This window comes from Brucella cytisi (assembly GCF_038433355.1).
Classification (GTDB): Bacteria; Pseudomonadota; Alphaproteobacteria; order Rhizobiales; family Rhizobiaceae; genus Brucella; species Brucella cytisi.
In genome coordinates this window covers 1-18,876 of sequence record NZ_JBCAUP010000001.1, presented here as the reverse complement: position 1 = coordinate 18,876, position 18,876 = coordinate 1, and the positions used below count along the sequence as shown (strand labels likewise).

Below are 18,876 nucleotides of genomic sequence, written 5' to 3'. Positions count from 1 at the left end.
CGAACCTTCCTCAGACTGCAATTTTTGATGATGCTGATAGAACTCAGGCCCCGCTCTCGCAAGGGCAGATCGGAGAGTTGATGGGAAATTGTTCATTTTCAGGGAGTTTTCTGCCCTCAACAAGCTGTTTCGGTCCAATTCGTCCGATTGAAGTTAGCTGTTAGCCTCCCACACGCCTCAATATTCCTCGCACCTGTACTCAGCAGTACCCGAGACAAATGGCGGGGAGTAGCCACGATATTGGTCAAAATTATTGTGAGTTTTTGCAATATGAGAGGTTCCTCCTGACAAATTGCCAACAAGCTCGTTGAAGCGCTGCGATCGCCACTTCTGCTCCCCCTTGAGTGCCTATCGATGAAACGATAGTTCATCGTACAAATGAAATTTCGAAGGTGGCGGCCATGGTACACGAAAAGAAGCATGCGGATTTCATCATACGTCCACTGCAGCGCAGCGAAGTGACTGACATCTGGCAAATCGATCGCAGCGAGATCATCGAGGAAATGTATCGCCTCGAAGGAGAGCAACTCCTGCTGGAGCCACAATTCTACGATGTGCAGGGCTGGCCGGAGGGCGAAGCGGAAATCTACACACATATCCTGCTCGACTGTCACGACCATGGTGGCGTATTTCTTGGCGCCTATCTCGATGGCACCCTGGTGGCCGTCGCAGTTACGGATGTACGCCCTGTCGGTGCCTATCCCGAATTGTACCAGCTTGGCTTCATGCATGTGGGGAAGACAGTCCGGGGACTGGGACTTGCTGGTGAACTTTATCGTCGCAGCGTGGCCATTGCGAAGGAGGCCGGAGCAGAAGGTTTCTATATTTCTGCGACACCCACACGACGGACCATCGATTTTTATGTGAAGCAAGGTGCAAAAGTCACCACGACGCCTGATCCATTGCTCTTCGAGCGCGAGCCGGAAGATATTCATCTCATCCATCGTTTCAACGCCCAAGCTTCTTGACGCGGAACAGAAACCACTATCATCGTCACTCATGCGAATTCTGCTCGTCGAAGACAATCTCACCCTCGCAAACTGGCTGGCAAAAAGCCTGCAACAGTCGAACTACAGCGTCGATACCGTGCACGACGCGGCGGATGCGGAACAGGCACTCGCCTTCACGGAGTATGATCTCGTGGTTCTCGACCTCGGATTGCCGGACAAGACCGGGCTCGACGTGCTGGAGCACATCCGCAGCAGAGGCAATGAGGTGCCCGTTATCATCCTGACGGCCAATGCAAGTCTCGATGGGCGTATCCGTGGATTGGATGCCGGTGCTGACGATTATCTGGCAAAGCCGTTCGAACTCAGCGAACTTGAAGCGCGCATCCGTGCGCATCTTCGCCGGTCCAGTCAGCGGACAGCGCCTGTTGTGACCTGCGGCCTTTTGCGCTTCGACACCAACACCCGGCTGTTTTCACTCGAAGACGATCCACTGTCACTTGCACCCAAAGAACATGCAGTTCTGGAACAGCTTCTGCGGCGCATCGGAACCACCGTCAGCAAGACAACACTTGTTCAAGGTATTTACGATTTCGACAGCGAGACTGATGAGAACGCCATCGAGATTTACATTCATCGTCTGCGCAAGAAGCTGGAGGGCAGCAAAGCCGAGATCGTAACCTTGCGCGGCCTGGGCTATCTGCTGCGTGAGGCGAGTTGAGATGAAACGGCTGTTCACCCGCCTCTCCCAAAGCCTGCGTGCACAGCTCGTTTCCTGGATCGTGATTCCGCTGATTGTCGTGGCCGGGATCAACCTTTGGACCGCATGGCGTGCGTCGGAAAATATGGCCGGGATCGTGTCAGACAGAATGCTGACAGCGTCAGCACGCGCCATTGGCGAAGCGACTGCCGCCTCGCATAATGCCATCGATGCTGTCATTCCGCCGGTAGCGCTGGAGATGTTTTCGACGGGAAATGGCGACCGGGTCTATTATCGGGTCGAGACTTCTGACGGACGCCTGCTTGCAGGGTTTCCCGACTTGCCGAAACCGGCTGAAATCGCGAATTACGACCCACTCCATTATGAGGGCAGCTATCGCGACCATCCCTTGCGTCTGGTTGTCTTGCGCCATCCCGTTGCAGCACCGTCCAACCTGCCACAGGCTGTCGACGTGGTCGTGGGTGTCACCCTTGCAGGATACACCTCCATGCAGCGGGAGCTTTGGCTGAACTCTGTGCTGGAACAATCGCTGCTCATCATCGTCGCGGGTGCCCTTTCGTTAATGGGCTTGCGCTTTGTATTACGCCCGTTGATCCGGCTCCGCAACGAAGTTCGCAATCGCACATCCGAGCTGGAACCATTCGATCCACAGACAGTTCAGACCGAACTTCGACCGCTCGTCACAGCGCTGAACCAGTATATGGAACGCGTGCGCAAGCAGATGTCGGCGCAACATCGTTTCATCCAGAATGCAGCACATCAGTTGCGCACGCCACTTGCTACACTATCAACGCAGGCCAGTTTCGCAGAACGGACAACCTGCGAAAGTGACCGCAAAGACGTTCTGGCAGGTATCAAGAATACCACCATGCAGCTGTCGCGGCTTGCCGGACAATTGCTGACGCTTTCGCGTGCCGAACCAGGCAGCAGGCGTCCTCGCGCTGACCTGGTTGATCTGGCGGAAGCGGGACAACAAATTCTGGAAAGCCTCGCGGGCAAGGCGTTCGAGCGCAAGATCGATCTCGGGTTCGAGCTCAAAGCAACCAAAGCTATCATTTCTGGCGACGGCACTATGCTGCGGGAAATGATCGTCAATCTGGTGGACAACGCCCTTACCTATACGCCCGAAGGCGGCACAGTAACGCTTGTGATTGATCAGGATGGGCCCAAAATCGACATACGGGTCGAGGACAACGGACCCGGCATCCCCGCAAATGAATATGAACACGTTTTCGAGCGTTTCTATCGTGTTCCGGGCACCATCGCCGATGGAAGCGGGCTGGGCCTTGCCATCGTGCGCGAAGTTGCCGACACGGCGGGCGGCCATGTCGAGCTTTCCCAAACGAAAGGCGGCGGGCTTACGGTGACTGTCACCCTGCCCGCCGCCTGACTCGTTTGCATCTGTCCGACTATCAGCTTCCCTGTTCGGAAAGTGCCTGTGGACGCCATTTCACCAGATGGTTTTCGACCAATGTGATGATGTATTCCACGACGAGCGCCAGTACCGCCAGAATGACCATGGCCGCAAAGACGCCGTTGGCATTGAATGTGCCCTGCGCCGTGGAAATCATCAGGCCAACGCCCTTTTTCGCGCCGAGGAATTCACCGACAACTGCGCCGACGAGCGCGAAACCGAAACTGACGTGAAGGCTTGCCAGAATCCAGCTCATGGCTGACGGCACGATGACGGTGCGCGTGATCTGCGAACGGGATGCACCCAATATCTGCGCATTGGCGATCAGCGCGCGGTCGGCTTCGCGCACGCCCTGAAACGCATTGGCGAACACGACGAAGAACACCATGACGACGGCCAGCGCCACCTTGGATGCCATGCCGAGGCCAAGCGCGATGATGAAGATCGAGCCCAGCACGACACGCGGGATGGAATTGGCGATCTTGATATAGATCGAAAACACATCGGCGAGGAACTTGTTGCGACCCAGCAGGATGCCGCAAATGACGCCGCCGACCGCACCGATAAGGAAACCAAGCGCGGTTTCCTCAAGCGTTACGATGATCTGTTCCGAAAGCGGTCCCTGTGACGTGCCTTCCGTGACCCAGATCCATATCTGGTCGGCAATGCCGGACGGGCTTGCAAAGAAGAATGGGTCGATGAGGCCGGTCCGTGCACCGAGTTCCCAGCCGCCCAGAACAACGACAAGAATGGCGAGGCGTACGAGAATAACGACCGCGCGACGGCGGCGCATGTCGGCGCGAAATTTCGCTTCGGTGCGGGCAAGTTCGTCGGCACTTGCATTGACCTGCAAGCTTGGTGACGCGGAGAGAGCTTGTGTTGTCATATCATTTTCTCCGATTAGTTTCCGTTTGCCAGCGCGCGCTTCTGGCCGATCTGCACTTCCTCGCGCAAATCGTCCCAGATGACCTTGGCGATATCCACAAACTGGCTGTCGTAGCGGATGTCTTCCATGACGCGCGGGCGCGGGATGTCGATATCGTAGACACTCTTGACCGTGGCTGGACCGGCGGTCAGCACATAGACTTTATCGGCCAACGCAATCGCTTCTTCGAGATCGTGCGTGACGAAGATGACGGACGCGCCGGATTGTTGCCAGAGATCGAGCAATTCACCCTGCATCAGAGTGCGCGTCTGTACGTCAAGCGCACTGAACGGTTCGTCCATGAGCAGGATTTTCGGTTCGTTGATGAAGGTCTGTGCCAGCGCCACGCGCTTGCGCATGCCGCCAGACAACTGGTGCGGATAGTGCTTTTCAAAACGGGCCAGACCAACACGGGCGATCCAGCTACGCGCTTTCTCATAGGCTTCTTCCTTGCCCATACCGCGATAACGCGGCCCGGCACTCACATTGTCGATGACATTAAGCCACGGAAAAAGCGCATCGGCCTGAAACACGAAGCCGATATCAGGGCTGATACCTTCGATAGGCTTGCCCATCAGGCGGACTTCGCCGGCACTTGGCTTGGCGAGACCGGTTACGAGATTAAGCGTCGTTGACTTGCCGCAGCCGGTCGGACCGACAACACAGGCAAACTCGCCCTGCGCAACATTCATGGTGAAGTCACGCAATGCGGTCATCATCTTGCCGTCCGGGGTGACGAAACGGCGAGTTACATTGTTGAGCGCGATTGCAGCAGCTTTCTCACGCACAATGGTTCTGGGGGCTTCCATCAGCATGGGTTCCTCGCGGGTATGCGGCACCGCTCGCGCGCGATAGTTTCGTTATCAAAGATCTCCGAGCGCAAAACCGTCTTACACGTTTGCTGGAAATGCTCTGTCGCGCGCCTGCAATGCGGTTGAATCTTTGGAGGACAGCGGGACTGACGTTCATGTTTGAACGCCAGTCGAAGGCTGTTTACTTTGCAGCGTCAAGCGTTGCGTTGGCCTTGTCCACGAATTCGGTCGTGAAGGTCTTCGAAAGATCGACCTGCTTCTCCTGAAGCGGCTTCTTGAAGGTTGCGAGAACCTTGAGAACGGTTTCAGGTCCATCCTTCGGCATCCGGCCGTCCGGGGTGTACTGCGCCTTGCCCTCGGCAAGTCCCTTTACGTAAAGGTCCTTGTCACCGACGTAATAATCCTTGGGCATCTGGTCGGCGATTTCTTCGGCACTGTGCGAAGCGATGTAACGCATGGTCTTGACCAGAGCATTGGCAAGCTTCTGCGCGTCTTCCTTGTGCGTCTCAAGCCATGCGCTTTGCACATAGAACGACGCAGCCGGGTAAGGTCCACCAAGCGCTTCGATGGTTTTGTCGGGCGTGCGCATATCGACCAGCACCTTGGCATCGCCGCTCTTCAGCATATTGGCGACGGTCGGTTCCGTGGTCATGCCTGCCTGAACGGCATCCTGCTTGAAGGCGGCAATGAAAGTATTGCCCGCTCCGACAGGAAGCAGCGTGTAGTCGCCCTGCTTGAGGCCATTACGCATGGCAAGGTATTGAGTCAGGAAGTCCGTCGAGGAGCCGAGCCCGGTGACGCCAAGCGTATGCCCCTTGAAATCGCCCGGCGACTTGATCTGGTCGGCATATTTGCTGGAAACGAGTTCCACTTCACCCGGCGCCTGACTGAACTGGACGATGGACTGAATAAACTTGCCCTTCGACTGCAGGTCGATCGTGTGATCGTAAAAGCCGACCACAGCCTGAGCCGCACCGGCCAAAAGTTCGTTTTCAGCATCCACGCCGGCGCGGCTGTTGATCAGCTCGACATCAAGGCCTTCATCCTTGAAGTAACCCAGCTTTTCCGTCAGCACTGCCGGAAGGTAAATCTGCTTTTCCATACCGCCGACAATCACTGTCAGCTTTTCGGCATGGGCAACGCCTGCACCAAGTACCATTGCGCCGCCAATGAAGGCTGCGCCAAATAGATGGCGGCATGAATCGATAGAGATTTTCATCTACGCTCCTCCGAGAGCTCCTGTTGGCCCGGCAATGCCAGACCCCTCCTGATATGCAGCCGATTCCTCAATCGGTTTTGAATGGTTAGCGCAGGCAAGCTTTCAACCAGCTTTCAACAAACTCGCGGCGAGATTTCGAACGCCGTAAACCGGTAGCCAGAGATTATCGCTATTTATATTCGGAAGAACCGGATCACTAAGAACACTATCGTGATGCGCCTGATATCGCTGTCATAAAACGATCTGTTGCTTTCCCTCTGAATTAGAGGTTCAATCAATCAAACGGGGAGGCGTCCATGCCATTTCGCGGCAACAAATATCAGGGAACATATGCGCCAAACGATCTCCAAGTGCTGCAGATTGCCTATAATCGCTGCTGCGCACTGCTTGATCGATGTTCAACGACGCACGAAAGCAAAGAAGCGCTTGCACGCGCAATTATAAGAACATTTGAATCCGGTGAACAAAATCCAGACAAGATCGCTGAAATAGTAGCCAAACTGGAACTTGATCGCGTTTAACGGCATTGGTTGGAAAAGAGTCTGCTTACGATCCCTCAGCAAATTTTAGCTCTCTAATGCTTTCGGTTTTGCAACTGACTGAATATTTTACATAAACTAAATAATTCTGGATTATAATGCTTTGCAATCAGCTATGTTTTAGTATAGCGGGTCGCAAGAATTTTCAGGCTTTCAGATCGGATTATCTGTCTGTCGCCATCTGCGGAATGCATAAAATGCCATTTTCGAGAGATTACTACTTCGGGCGTTTCAAGCCCATTGAGTTGGAGGAGCTGCAAGCGGCTTATGTCAAGTCGTGTGAAGCGATGGCTCGTTGTCCAATCACTTCTCCCCAAAAAGACGAAATGGCGCGCGAAATCATCCAGATTTATGAATGCGGCGTCATGGATGCCGAGAAGATCGCCGAACTCATGGTGCAGATCGAAGCGGTCAAACCACGTCCGTTGAGCGAACAGATGCTCGACCGTGTGACGACGATCCAGCCCAAGATTGCCTGAGCAAAATTACTTCATGAAAAACACCCGGATGCAAATCGCATCCGGGTGTTTGTTTGTTCAGCGCTGAGCCACCGGGCGGACAAGCGGAGTCACGCGGCGGATCGTGACACGACGATTTTCCTGTTCGGCTGCCTGCGTGCGAATTTTCAGGAAGCGTTCGCCATAGCCTTGCGTGACAAGGTTTTCTGGTGGAATTTCATAGACTTCCGTCAAAAGGCTTGCAACTGATTCAGCACGTTTATCGGACAGGACGAGATTTGAACGGTCCGATCCAACCGCATCCGTATGCCCTTCAATGAAGAAGGTTTCGCCCGGATCCTTTGCCAGTACCTTCTGCATGGCGGTTGCAACCTTGCGCAGCGTCTTCGCCTGCGAAAGCGAAACCTCGGCGCTACCCGTCGCGAAGTGGATTGTATCCAGATCGATACGACGCACCTTGTCGCGCAGGCGGGCTGAATGACGAACCTCGTCGATCGTATAGACACGCTCCACACGCTCTACCGGAGGCATGGCAAGGAAGTCATAGAAATCGCGATCCGGATCGTCTGCGACGTCGATGATGTAATCTCTTACCGGAATGGTCAGACGCATCGGCGGCAGTTCGTAACCAACATCGATAATCGAAGCGCGCGGATTGTCGTCATATTCCGGCGCATAGATCATCAGATATTCATTGCCGTCCCGGTCGATACGGGAACGCTGAAGAATATCGCCGTAGCGATCATAGACTGTGACGATCTGGTTGCCACCCGGGCGGACAATGGTTTCACGGGTGCGCCCGCGCGGCAGTTCATCGTAATAGGTTTCCTCGGCATCACGGCGCAACCTTGGGCGATCATCGCCGCGAACGAAGATACGGTCGCCCACGTCCAGAATGACACGATTATCCACCTCCTCGATCACTTTGACGTTGGTGACATTGTTGGTCACGTTATTGACCGTCGTATTATTGATGACCGTATTGTTCACCACCGTGTTGTTGATGATATTGGTGGTTTCCGGCACTGCAAAAACCGGCGCTTCCTTGATACGGGTGCCCTCTTCCTTGAGATTGGCTTCGATCTTCTGCGGCAGCGCTGCCTTCACTTCCTCTGGAATCGCAACCTGTGCCGCCGCATCATTTGCGGGCGGTGGTGCACTTTCCTCAACGGAACGTTGCTGTTCGCGCTGCTTGCGACGCTCTTCACGCGACTGGCTTCCGCCGGAATTGTCGGCGTCCTTGTCGCTGTCGAGAATGGCAGCGCCATTTTCGACTGGCAAGACAACCGTATCGTCCGTCTTCGCAGGGTCTTTCGCAATCTCCTGATTTTCCTCGGTCGAACGCTGATCGACTATCTCTGGTGCTGGCTCCGAAGACGGTTTTTGCTGGTCTTCGGTTGATTGCGGCTGTTCAACCGGCTGTGCAGGCTGAGCCTCATTCTGTGGCTCTTCCGTTGCTTTCGGTTCTTGCGGTGGAGCTTCTTCGGGATGCTCAACAACGGATTCTTCCGCTGGTTCTTTCTGCGGAGGCGTGACCGGAGATGCGTCTGCCGGTTGTTCGGCTGGCTTTTCCGGTTCCTGCACCGGTGCTTCCTTGGCAGGTTGCTCAGCCTGCTTGGCCGGTTCTTTCGCCGTCGGCTGCTCAGGTTTCGCTTCCGGTTCCTGTGCGGGCTCTTCCTTCATCGGCTTTTCAGCGGGAGCGGTCTGTTCCTGCGGCTGATTGGCCTTGCGAGCAGCCTCTTCATCAGCCTTCTTCTGTTCTTCAGCGCGACGGTGAGCTTCCCCTTCAGCGGCCTTCTGCTGCTGTTCGCTCTGACGCTGTGCCTCTTCGTCAGCCTTTTTCTGTTCGGCAGCCTGCCTGGCCTGCTCTTCGGCCTGTTTCTGCGCTTCGCGCTCTGCTGCCTTCTGTTGTTCCTCGGCTTGCTTCTGTGCTTCGCGCTCGGCGGCTTTTTGCTGCTCTTCAGCCTGGCGTTGCGCCTCTGCCTCCGCAGCGCGCTTCTGTTCTTCCGCTTGACGCTGGGCTTCCTCTTGAGCAGCCTTCTGCTGCTCTTCGGCCTGACGACGGTTTTCTTCCTCGGCAGCGCGCTGTTGTTCCTCAGCCCGACGCGTTTCTTCTTCCGCTGCCTTTTGCTGTTCTTCAGCCTCGCGCTGTTGCTGCTGCAGCTGCTCGTCGGATGGCTGGTCTCCATTCTCCTGTGCCAGCAGGATTGGAGCCGTCAATGAATCCGCCAATACGGGTTGCGCTAGAATGGAGGCCGACAGAACCGGCACGGCAACAGTGGCAAGAAGCTTCGAACGAATAGACATAAATCCTTCTCCTTCTGGAAGGCAGAATTGATATGCGTCTCACCCACAGAATCGCGGGCAAAGACGCCGTAGAACCGCCAGCGATATCCATCGAATTGGGACAAATTCCGGCAACTTCACAAATCCGTTATCGTAATCCACATGAACGCAGCCTGAACCCAAGCGTTCCAAAACTACGAGATTTGCCGCATTCTTTTGGCCAGAAGCTCGATGCCTTCCGCAATCCGATTAATCGGAATGGAAGAATAAGCGATGCGAAAATAGCGGCATGGCCTGTCATCGCTCCAGAAGAAAGGGGACCCCGACTCGATCAGCACGCCATCCTCGCGCAGATCACGCGCGAGTTTGTCGGCATCCATGCCCTCCGGTCCTTCGATCCAGAATGCCGTACCGCCAAAGGCCGATTTACCAGCGATTTTCAATCCTTCGCGATTAAGGGCCTCGATCATGACAATATGGCGCTTGTGATATTCAATCCGCATACGATGAATAACCGCATCGTAGTGACCAAGAGCCAGAAAATAGGCCGCTGTTCGCTGCAAATGTCCGGGCGGATGACGAAGCATGAGCGCGCGTAGCGCCCTCGCCTCACGGATGACAGGTGCCGGAGCAACCAAGTAGCCAAGCCGAAGCCCCGGAAACAGCGACTTTGAAAAACTGCCCACATAGAGAACGCGGCCATACTGGTCGAGCGACTTTAACGCCGGCGTCGGGGGCTGCAAAAAGCTCATCTCGAATTCGTAATCATCCTCGACAATGACGAAATCGCGCTCGGCTGCAGCCTCCAGAAGTGCTATACGCCGCGCGCGTGGCATAGTGGCGGCCGTGGGTGACTGGTGGCTCGGCGTGACGAAGACCGCGTCGATCTCATCTGGTAGTAACTCGGGTGGTAAGCCGCCTTCATCAACGTCAAGCGCCGTTACATTGGCCCCAGTCAGATGGAGTGTGGCACTAATATCGGGATGTCCGGGATTTTCGCACACGACATGCGAGCGCCGTGTCAAAAGCAGATGACTGATGATCCAAAGCGCGTTCTGCGCGCCAACGGTAACAAGTATCTCGTCTGGCTCCGCGTGTATTCCGCGGCTAGGCAGCGTGCGCGAACGGATATAATTGACAAGTTCCACATCATCGGCAGCGGCAAAATCACCCGCCATAAGGATAAAGTCTTCTCTGGCCAGCGCGCGCCGTGCGCAATCGCGCCATGCGGCGAGATCAAACAAGGTCTGATCCATCTGGCCATAGAGAAAGGGGTAGCGATACTTCCGCCAATCCAGAGGCTTGCGAATGGTCTTGGCAATGTTGAAGCCGAGACGCAACTTGGATGACCAATCGACGGCGGTGTCAGGTGCTTGCAAAAAATCCTTGTCTGGACGGCTGATAGGCGGCGCTGCAGCCACGTGATAGGCACTGCGGGAATGCACTTCCAGATAACCTTGGGACACAAGCTCCTGATAGGCCAGCGTTACCGTGAGGCGCGAGACTTTCAGATAATCCGCCAACCGCCGAGTGGAGGGCATGCGGGCACCGGGCAAAACCGCGCCGGAAAGAATGGCTGATACCGTTGTTTCCCGGATTTGCGACTGCAATCCGGTATTTCTGCTGCCATCTATGAAGAAGATCGTCGGCGAGACGGCATCCAAAACGCTGCTCCATTAGTGAATCTGCGATTACACCCAAGTTCGCGTCAGTTTTTCCGCTTCGTGCTCTACTTAGCAATAGCGTTTCTTCTTTCTGTTTCTCCTCGTGGAATAATTTCGACGGTAAAGTGAGCACGAACCCCAATTTCCGGGTAGCACCATCTTGCTCGCTAAACTGGACTTATTGACTATTCCAACTGGATATAAGGCAAATTTCATGAGATGGCTATCGTTTGTAACTGGAACTGCAGATTGGCGAAAAACGTCAACAGTCGTGACCAAGTCAGGCATGGTTCTTAAATGGAAGGGGAACTCCATGAACTATTTCAAAAGCATAAACCGGGTGGTGTTATTTTCGGCCGTAGCAGCGCTTTCCACGTCTGCGGCCTATGCCGAAACCACGGTCGTGGTCGGTTATCAGCAGATCGTCGGGCCGTTTCTGACCGCAATCGCTAACGGAAAATTCGATGCGGCAGCCAAGGAAGCCGGATACAAGATTGACTGGCGCCAGTTCGCATCGGGTGGCGATATTTCGACGGCACTTGCTTCCGGCAACGTACCGATCGGCGTTATCGGTTCAACGGGCATCGCAGCAGCCGCCACACGCGGTGTTGACCTTCAACTCTTCTGGATTCTCGATAATATCGGCAAATCGGAAGCACTGGTAGCGCGCGAAGGTTCGGGCATAGAGAAGCCGGAAGACCTCAAGGGCAAGAAGGTCGGCGTGCCTTTTGTCTCGACCTCGCATTTCCATCTCCTTGTCGGCATGAGCGACATCTGGAAGATCAATCCGCGCGACGCGGAAATACTCAACATGACACCGCCGCAGATCGTTGCCGCCTGGCAGCGCGGCGATATCGACGCGGCCTATGTCTGGCCCCCTGCTCTTTCCGAAATCCTCAAGACCGGCAAGGAAATTGCCAATTCCGAAGAAATCGGCGCGAAAAGCGTCCCGACTTTCGACGGCCTTGTGGTGGATAAGAGCTTCGCCAGCGAAAACCCCAAATTCATGACCGCCTTCATCACGGTGCTGAAGGATGCCTATGCCGACTACAAGGCCAATGGCGGCCAGTGGACGGCAGACTCCGAACAGGTCAAAGGCATGGTCAAGCTGATCGGTGGCAATGCCGCTGACATACCGGGCTCACTCGCGCTGTTGTCCTTCCCCACCGTGGAAGAACAAGCCTCCCCGACATGGCTCGGTGGTGGCAAGGACAGCGGAGCGCTCAAATCCGTCACCCAGAGTGCAAAATTTCTTGTCGACCAAAAACAGCTAGACCAAGCTCTGGATGACTATAGCGGCAACGTAAATGGCAGTTTTGCCGAAGCCGCAGCGAAGTAATTACGTAAAGTAATTCAAGCGCCTCCGCCAGCGGCATGCCTTCGGGCAAGCCGCTGAACCGAGACGGTTCCTGCAATGTTGTGTGTGCCTTCTGGCTTTTGCCGGAACCGCTTCTTCGTTCCCGAAAGGTGACGTAATGGAAACCTTGAACGTATCGAATGTCAGTCTGACCTATCCCGGTCTTTATGTGGAAGAAGCCGTGATTGCGCTGAAGGGCGTTAATTTGCGGATCGACAGCGGGGATTTCGTGGTGGCGCTTGGTGCGTCCGGCTGCGGCAAGACCACGCTTCTCAATCTGATGGCGGGGTTCATGATCCCGTCATCCGGCGAAATCACGTTGGGCGGAAGGCAAGTGCGTGGTCCCGGCGCCGACCGGGGTGTCGTGTTCCAGAAACATGCTCTGCTTCCCTGGCTCAATGTCGTTGACAACACCGAATTTGGCCTGAAGCTTCAAGGTGTACCGAAGGCAGAACGCCGGGCGCGTGCCACAAAAAATCTGGCGCTGGTCGGCCTGCAGGATTTCCACAATCACAAGATTTACCAGCTTTCCGGCGGTATGCAGCAGCGTGTCGGCATTGCCCGCGCACTGACCTGCGACCCGGCGATGCTGCTTATGGACGAGCCCATGGCAGCGCTTGATGCCCTCACCCGCGAAACGATCCAGGAATTGCTTTTGCGGGTATGGCAAGTGACCAACAAAATGTTCTTCTTCATCACTCACAGCGTCGAAGAGGCCTTGTTCCTCGGTTCGCGGCTGATCGTCATGTCGCCGCGCCCCGGACGGATCACCCATACCTATGATCTGGATTTCAACCGACGCTTTCTGGAATGCGGTGACGCGCGCGCCGTCAAGTCCAGTCCCGACTTCATCAAGATGCGTGAGACAATTCTGGGGATTATCTATGGCGATGAACGTGCATCAGGAAACCCGGAACTGGTCCATGCTTGAGTTCGTAACTCGGGCAAGACCAGTCAAACCCGGTAAAATCTATGGCGCCCCCGGCGACGGCAATAGCGGCTTCATCAGCCTTGTAACTGCACTGATTTTGCTGGGGCTCTGGTTTCTCGTGACGGGAATGGGCTGGGTCAAGCCGCTGTTTCTCCCCTCACCGTTCGCTGTCTATGGCAAGTTCATGGTTGCCATGACCGACGGCGTCGCAAACTCCACTCTGGCCGAACATACGCTCGCCAGCCTTGGACGTGTATTGGGTGCCTTCGCGATTGCCTGCATCACGGCAATTCCCATCGGCATCATGATGGGCATGAGCAGCTTCGTTCGTGGCGTGTTGGACCCGATTATCGAGTTTTACCGACCACTGCCGCCGCTTGCCTACCTGCCGCTGATCATCATCTGGCTTGGTATTGGCGAGTTCCCGAAGGTGTTCCTCATCTTTCTCGCGATCTTTGCGCCAATGGCGATCGCAGCGAGAGCTGGCGTGCGCTCGGTCTCAACCGAACAGATCCATGCCGCCTATGCGATGGGCGCATCCCGGACGCAGGTAATAACGCAGGTCATCATGAAAGCGGCCATGCCGGAAATCTTCACCGGCATGCGCATCGGGATCGGTGTGGGCTGGACGACGCTGGTAGCGGCGGAAATGGTGGCGGCACATCGCGGTCTCGGCTTCATGGTACTCAATGCAGCGCAGTTTTTGGCCAGCGACACCGTCATCATGGGCATCATCGTCATCGGTGTGTTCGCTTTCGCCTTCGACCTTTTGATCCGTTACATGGAAAAGGTCCTCATCCCGTGGAAGGGTAAAGTCTGATGGCGCTGCAACCGCTTTAACCTGCCCGACCGAAATCCAATTCGCAATATCAATCGCGCGGCAACTCTGCCGCGCCACAGGAAAACTTTGCCCGAAATCAGTGCAGATTTCAGACGTATCAAGGAGCATTCGAATGTCCGCCGGACAACTCACAGAGAAGCATTTTTCCGACCTCTTCGACGCCTTCAACCGGCACGACATCGACGCGATCATGGCCTTCTTTGCCGACGATTGCGTGTTTTACACCATCGGTGGTGAGGAAGTTTACGGCACCCGCCTCGAAGGCAAGGATGCGATTGCCAAGGCTTTTTCCGGCGTCTGGGCTGCGATGCCCGACGTGAAATGGGACGGACACAGACATTTCGTGAGCGGCGACCGTGCCGTGTCCGAATGGACCTTTCGCGGAACGGATGCCAACGGCGCACGCGTCGAGGCAGAAGGCTGCGATCTCTTCACACAGCGCGACGGCAAGATCGTCCGCAAACAGGCATTCCGCAAGAACCGGCCTTTGCTGAAGGCGTAAGCCGCAACATCGCCAGTCGGTGTTTTGGAGGACCGACATATGGATACCCACACTCTCAACAGTTTCTCGGCCACCCAGCCATTCGACCCCGCTTATGATCCGGTGGTTTCGAAGACGCCAGGACAAGGCCGCGACTATGCCCCGACTTACTGGATAGGCACTGCCGGACCGGCGCCGGAAGACGATGGCCCTATTCGCGGAGACGTCGATGCCGATGTCGTTATCGTCGGCTCAGGCTATACCGGTCTTTCGGCGGCAATCCATCTCGCTCGGGATCATGGCGTCAAGGCCGTGGTGCTGGAAGCAAATGGCGTCGCCTGGGGCTGCAGCACCCGCAATGGCGGTCAGGCGCAGATTTCAGCCGGCCGGCTCAAGCGTTCACAATGGATCGAGCGCTGGGGTGTGGACGTCGCCCGGAAATTGCATAAGGAAATTGCCGAGGGTTTTGATCTCTTTCGTTCACTCATTGCCGAACCGGAAATTGATTGTGATCCGCAGGATGGCGGTCATCTCTACATCGCCCATCGCGACAAGGTCATTCCTTCGCTGGAGAAAGAATCCCGCCTGCTGAACGACGTATTCGGCTATCGGACGCGCATGGTCGGTCGCGACGAGATTCACCGCGATTTCATCCGGGATCAAGAAGCTCGCGGAGCTATGTATGAGCCAGACGGCATTGGCATTCACGCCGCGAAACTTGCCTTCGGCTATCTCCGGCTTGCACGCAAGCTGGGCGCAAAGGTGCACACCGCAAGCCCGGTTCTCAGCTGCCGCAAGAACGGCAATGTATTCCATCTCAACACGCCGAACGGTACGGTCACGGCGCGACAGGTTTGCTTCGCGACAGCGGGATACACCTCGCCCGGCCTCCATCCTCTCACCCGTTACCGGCTGATGCCGGTGCTGTCGAACTCTGTCGTGACACGACCGCTGACACCCGATGAAATTGAAGCATGCGGCCCCAAGACCGGTATTCCGCTAACCGACACGCGCACGCTTCGTCACTATTATCGTTTTCTGCCTGACGGGCGGATGCAGATCGGTAGCCGCAGCGCGATTACCGGGGCTGATGCACCGAACCCTAAACATTACGATCTGCTGCTTTCGGGCCTTTACCGGAAGTTCCCGGCTCTGAAAGGCATCAAGGTCGATTATTCCTGGTGGGGGTGGGTCGATGTCAGTCATGACATGATGCCCCGCATCTATCGTCCTGATCCGACGCAGGAAATCTACTATGCCATGGGCTACGGCGGCAACGGCGTGATGTATTCAGCGCAGGCCGGACGCCGGGTTGCCCAACTGATGACGGGTCGGGGACAGGAACTCGACCTGCCGATCTTCACCTCCGAATTGCCGAGTTACGGCATGCTGACGCCATTCAGGCGCATAGGCCAGCGCGCAATGTATCACTGGTATGCGCTGAAAGACGAAGTTCTCTGAATTCCAAGGAAAGGTACGCGCCATGAAAATGACGACGGAAGAAGCATTTGTTAAGGTTTTGCAGATGCATGGGATAGAACATGCATTCGGGATCATCGGCTCCGCGATGATGCCGGTATCGGATTTGTTTCCGAAGGCGGGCATTACCTTCTGGGATTGCGCCCATGAGACGAATGCGGCGCTGATCTGCGACGGTTATACCCGCGTGACGGGCAAGATGGGTATGGCGATTGCTCAGAACGGGCCCGGCGTAACCGGCTTCGTGACTGCCATCAAGACTGCTTACTGGAACCACACGCCGATGCTGCTTGTCTCTCCACAGGCTGCCAACAAGACCATCGGTCAGGGCGGTTTTCAGGAAGTTGACCAGATGTCGCTGTTCGAAGAGATGGTCTGCTATCAGGAAGAAGTGCGCGATGCGACCCGCATTCCCGAAGTGCTGAACCGCGTGATCGAGAAGGCATGGCGCGGCTGTGCACCGGCACAGATCAACGTTCCCCGTGACTTCTGGACTCAGGTCATCGACGTCGACCTGCCACAGATCGTCCGGCTGGAACGCCCGAGCGGCGGACGCGATGCCATTGCCGAGGCTGCAAAGCTTCTCACCAATGCGAAATTCCCGGTCATCCTTAACGGGGCCGGTGTCGTTATCGGCGGTGCGATCCCTGAATCCATCGCGCTTGCCGAAAGGCTCGATGCGCCGGTCTGCTGCGGCTATCAGCATAATGATGCCTTTCCCGGTACCCATCCACTGTCCGCCGGTCCACTCGGCTACAATGGCTCCAAGGCCGCGATGGAGCTGATCTCCAGGGCCGATGTGGTCCTGGCGCTCGGTACCCGTCTCAATCCGTTCTCGACCCTGCCCGGCTATGGCATCGATTATTGGCCGAAGGATGCAAAGATCATTCAGGTCGACATCAATCCTGATCGTATCGGCCTCACCAAGAAGATATCGGTCGGCATTTGCGGCGATGCCAGGCAGGTTGCGCAGCAGATTCTCGACCAGATGGGAGCCAATGCGGGCAATGCCGGTCGCGACGAGCGCAAGCAGCTCATCCATCAGCGCAAATCCGCCTGGTTGCAGCAGCTTTCCTCGATGGATCATGAGGATGACGATCCGGGCACGCATTGGAATGCCGGTGCGCGCGAGCGCGAGAAGGACCGCATGTCGCCGCGGCAGGCATGGCGTGCCATACAGGCTGGAATGCCGAAGAACGCCATCATGTCCACCGACATCGGCAATAACTGCGCCATCGGGAACGCCTATCCAAGCTTCGAACACGGACGCAAATATCTGGCACCGGGCATGTTCGGCCCCTGCGGTTATGGCTTCCCGTCCATCGTCGGCGCCAAGATCGGCCAGCCTGACACGCCAGTGGTCGGCTTTGCAGGCGACGGCGCGTTCGGCATATCCATGAACGAGATGACCTCCATCGGTCGCAAGGGCTGGCCTGCGATCACCATGGTCATCTTCCGCAACTATCAGTGGGGTGCCGAAAAGCGCAACACGACACTGTGGTACGACAACAACTTCGTCGGCACCGAGCTCAATCCGAACCTGAGCTACGCCAAGGTGGCGGATGGCTGCGGCCTGAAAGGCGTGACCGTCGATAGCCAGCAGGCGCTGACCGAAGCCTTGCAGACGGCAATCGACGAGCAGGCCAAGGGGGTGACCACCTTCATCGAAGTCGTGCTCAATCAGGAACTGGGCGAACCATTCCGCCGTGATGCGATGAAGAAGCCCGTTGTCGTGGCCGGCATCGACAAGGCCGACATGTGCCAGCAAATGCCCGTCTGAACCAGTCCGTCAGTGATCAGGCCGGGAGCGCAACTCCCGGCCTTTTGAAGAGATTGCGCCATGCTGCCGTTGGAAAAGATTTTTGAGAAAGCCCGTTCGAGGCCACGTCACATCGTGCTGGCCGAGGGCGAAGATCCGCGTATCATCGATGCGGCGCTGCGTGCCGAACGTGAAGCCATTGCCCGCATTACGCTTCTGGGCTCCGAAAGCGTCATCAGCAGGCAGATTGACGGCTCAAAGATCGCGATCATAAATCCAGTAGTATCGGACAAAAGCGCGGATTATGCGCAAAAACTCTATCGGCTGCGTCAGGCCAAAGGCATGACGGAAGAGCAGGCTGAGGCAATCGTGAAGACGCCACTCGGCTTCGCCGCCATGATGGTACGCGAAGGCGATTCGGACGGGACGGTGGCTGGCGCAGTTGCAACGACTGCCGATGTGGTGCGTCATGCCCTGCAGATCATTGGTAAGGCCGAAGGCGCATCACTCGTCTCAAGCTTCTTCCTGATGCTGCTGTGCCAGTCTCATCATCAGAAGAAAGGCGCTTTCGTCTTTGCCGATTGCGGCCTCGTGGTGGAACCGGATTCCGCGCAACTTGCCGATATCGCCATACAGTCGGCCGATTCATATCGCCAGCTCACGGAAAAAGATGCGGCCGTTGCCATGTTGTCCTTCTCCACCGGCGGCAGTGCTGCGCATGAGCGCGTATCAAAGGTCGTTCAGGCAACCCGGACGGTGCGGGAGCGCAAGCCTGCTCTGTGCATCGATGGAGAATTACAGTTCGACACGGCATTCGTCGAGGCAATCAGCCATGCCAAATCGCCGGATTCACCGCTCAAGGGCAATGCCAACGTCTTTGTGTTCCCCAATCTCGAAGCCGCCAATATCGGCTACAAGATCGCCCAGCGTATTGGTGGGGCGCAGGCCATAGGCCCTGTGCTTCAGGGCCTCGCCAAACCCGCTAATGACCTCTCACGCGGGTGCAGCGCTGACGATGTCCTCCACATGATCGCTATAACCGT

Annotated in this window: 17 protein-coding genes; 12 read left to right on the top strand and 5 right to left on the bottom strand. The window is 56.2% G+C overall.

All coding sequences use genetic code 11. The features are described from left to right. Positions 1–401: 401 nt before the first annotated feature. The 3 genes from AAE521_RS00085 to AAE521_RS00075 are packed head-to-tail and all read left to right on the top strand — an operon-like array spanning position 402 to position 3,058. Positions 402–968 (top strand): GNAT family N-acetyltransferase, encoded by a 567-nt coding sequence (locus AAE521_RS00085; RefSeq protein ID WP_342060210.1) that lies wholly within the window; start codon positions 402–404, stop codon positions 966–968. Positions 969–999: 31 nt separating this feature from the next. Beyond that, positions 1,000–1,668: a response regulator gene (locus tag AAE521_RS00080; protein ID WP_071634041.1), complete on the top strand. Its 669-nt coding sequence runs from the start codon at positions 1,000–1,002 to the stop codon at positions 1,666–1,668. Between the two features lies 1 nt (position 1,669). Beyond that, the gene (locus AAE521_RS00075) at positions 1,670–3,058 is read left to right on the top strand and encodes a sensor histidine kinase (RefSeq protein WP_342060209.1); all 1,389 of its coding nucleotides are present in this window, start codon (positions 1,670–1,672) and stop codon (positions 3,056–3,058) included. Between the two features lie 22 nt (positions 3,059–3,080). On the opposite strand, the gene AAE521_RS00070 is transcribed toward AAE521_RS00075, so the two are convergent. The 3 genes from AAE521_RS00070 to AAE521_RS00060 form a co-directional block, all read right to left on the bottom strand. Continuing rightward, positions 3,081–3,968: an ABC transporter permease gene (locus AAE521_RS00070; protein WP_071634043.1), complete on the bottom strand. Its 888-nt coding sequence runs from the start codon at positions 3,966–3,968 to the stop codon at positions 3,081–3,083. 14 nt (positions 3,969–3,982) lie between these two features. Beyond that, complete coding sequence (locus tag AAE521_RS00065; protein ID WP_071634044.1) at positions 3,983–4,822, bottom strand: ABC transporter ATP-binding protein; 840 nt, start codon at positions 4,820–4,822, stop codon at positions 3,983–3,985. A gap of 178 nt (positions 4,823–5,000) precedes the next feature. Beyond that, complete coding sequence (locus AAE521_RS00060; RefSeq protein WP_036586306.1) at positions 5,001–6,038, bottom strand: ABC transporter substrate-binding protein; 1,038 nt, start codon at positions 6,036–6,038, stop codon at positions 5,001–5,003. A gap of 296 nt (positions 6,039–6,334) precedes the next feature. Here AAE521_RS00060 and AAE521_RS00055 point away from each other — a divergent pair, with 296 nt between their 5' ends. Continuing rightward, entirely contained in the window at positions 6,335–6,559 is a 225-nt protein-coding gene (locus AAE521_RS00055) for a hypothetical protein (protein WP_010658709.1), read from the top strand. A 215-nt stretch (positions 6,560–6,774) separates the two neighbouring features. Next, entirely contained in the window at positions 6,775–7,056 is a 282-nt protein-coding gene (locus AAE521_RS00050; protein ID WP_010658708.1) for a hypothetical protein, read from the top strand. A 57-nt stretch (positions 7,057–7,113) separates the two neighbouring features. Here AAE521_RS00050 and AAE521_RS00045 read toward each other — a convergent pair whose 3' ends face one another. Together AAE521_RS00045 and pdxR are read right to left on the bottom strand one after the other, a co-directional pair. After that, entirely contained in the window at positions 7,114–9,342 is a 2,229-nt protein-coding gene (locus AAE521_RS00045; protein WP_342060208.1) for an OmpA family protein, read from the bottom strand. Positions 9,343–9,515: 173 nt separating this feature from the next. Further along, on the bottom strand, positions 9,516–10,985 hold the full coding sequence (gene pdxR, locus AAE521_RS00040; protein ID WP_071634046.1) for a MocR-like pyridoxine biosynthesis transcription factor PdxR: 1,470 nt from the start codon (positions 10,983–10,985) through the stop codon (positions 9,516–9,518). A gap of 313 nt (positions 10,986–11,298) precedes the next feature. Between pdxR and tauA the strand changes: the two genes are divergently transcribed. The 7 genes from tauA to pta all read left to right on the top strand — a co-directional run. Further along, positions 11,299–12,324, top strand: coding sequence for a taurine ABC transporter substrate-binding protein (gene tauA / locus AAE521_RS00035; protein WP_342060207.1), 1,026 nt, complete (start codon positions 11,299–11,301; stop codon positions 12,322–12,324). 136 nt (positions 12,325–12,460) lie between these two features. Then, positions 12,461–13,273 carry a taurine ABC transporter ATP-binding protein gene (locus AAE521_RS00030; protein ID WP_010658704.1) on the top strand — a complete coding sequence of 271 codons (813 nt, stop codon included), beginning with the start codon at positions 12,461–12,463 and terminating at the stop codon, positions 13,271–13,273. Continuing rightward, on the top strand, positions 13,266–14,093 hold the full coding sequence (locus tag AAE521_RS00025) for an ABC transporter permease subunit (protein ID WP_010658703.1): 828 nt from the start codon (positions 13,266–13,268) through the stop codon (positions 14,091–14,093). The genes AAE521_RS00030 and AAE521_RS00025 overlap by 8 nt, the downstream gene beginning before the upstream one ends. A gap of 133 nt (positions 14,094–14,226) precedes the next feature. Then, positions 14,227–14,616, top strand: coding sequence for a nuclear transport factor 2 family protein (locus tag AAE521_RS00020; protein WP_012092921.1), 390 nt, complete (start codon positions 14,227–14,229; stop codon positions 14,614–14,616). 39 nt (positions 14,617–14,655) lie between these two features. Beyond that, positions 14,656–16,056, top strand: a complete 1,401-nt coding sequence (locus AAE521_RS00015) for an NAD(P)/FAD-dependent oxidoreductase (protein ID WP_071634048.1) — start codon at positions 14,656–14,658, stop codon at positions 16,054–16,056. Positions 16,057–16,078: 22 nt separating this feature from the next. Further along, entirely contained in the window at positions 16,079–17,854 is a 1,776-nt protein-coding gene (gene xsc, locus AAE521_RS00010) for a sulfoacetaldehyde acetyltransferase (protein ID WP_342060206.1), read from the top strand. Positions 17,855–17,914: 60 nt separating this feature from the next. Next, on the top strand, positions 17,915–18,876 hold a 962-nt coding region (gene pta, locus AAE521_RS00005; RefSeq protein ID WP_342060205.1), incomplete at its 3' end, for a phosphate acetyltransferase.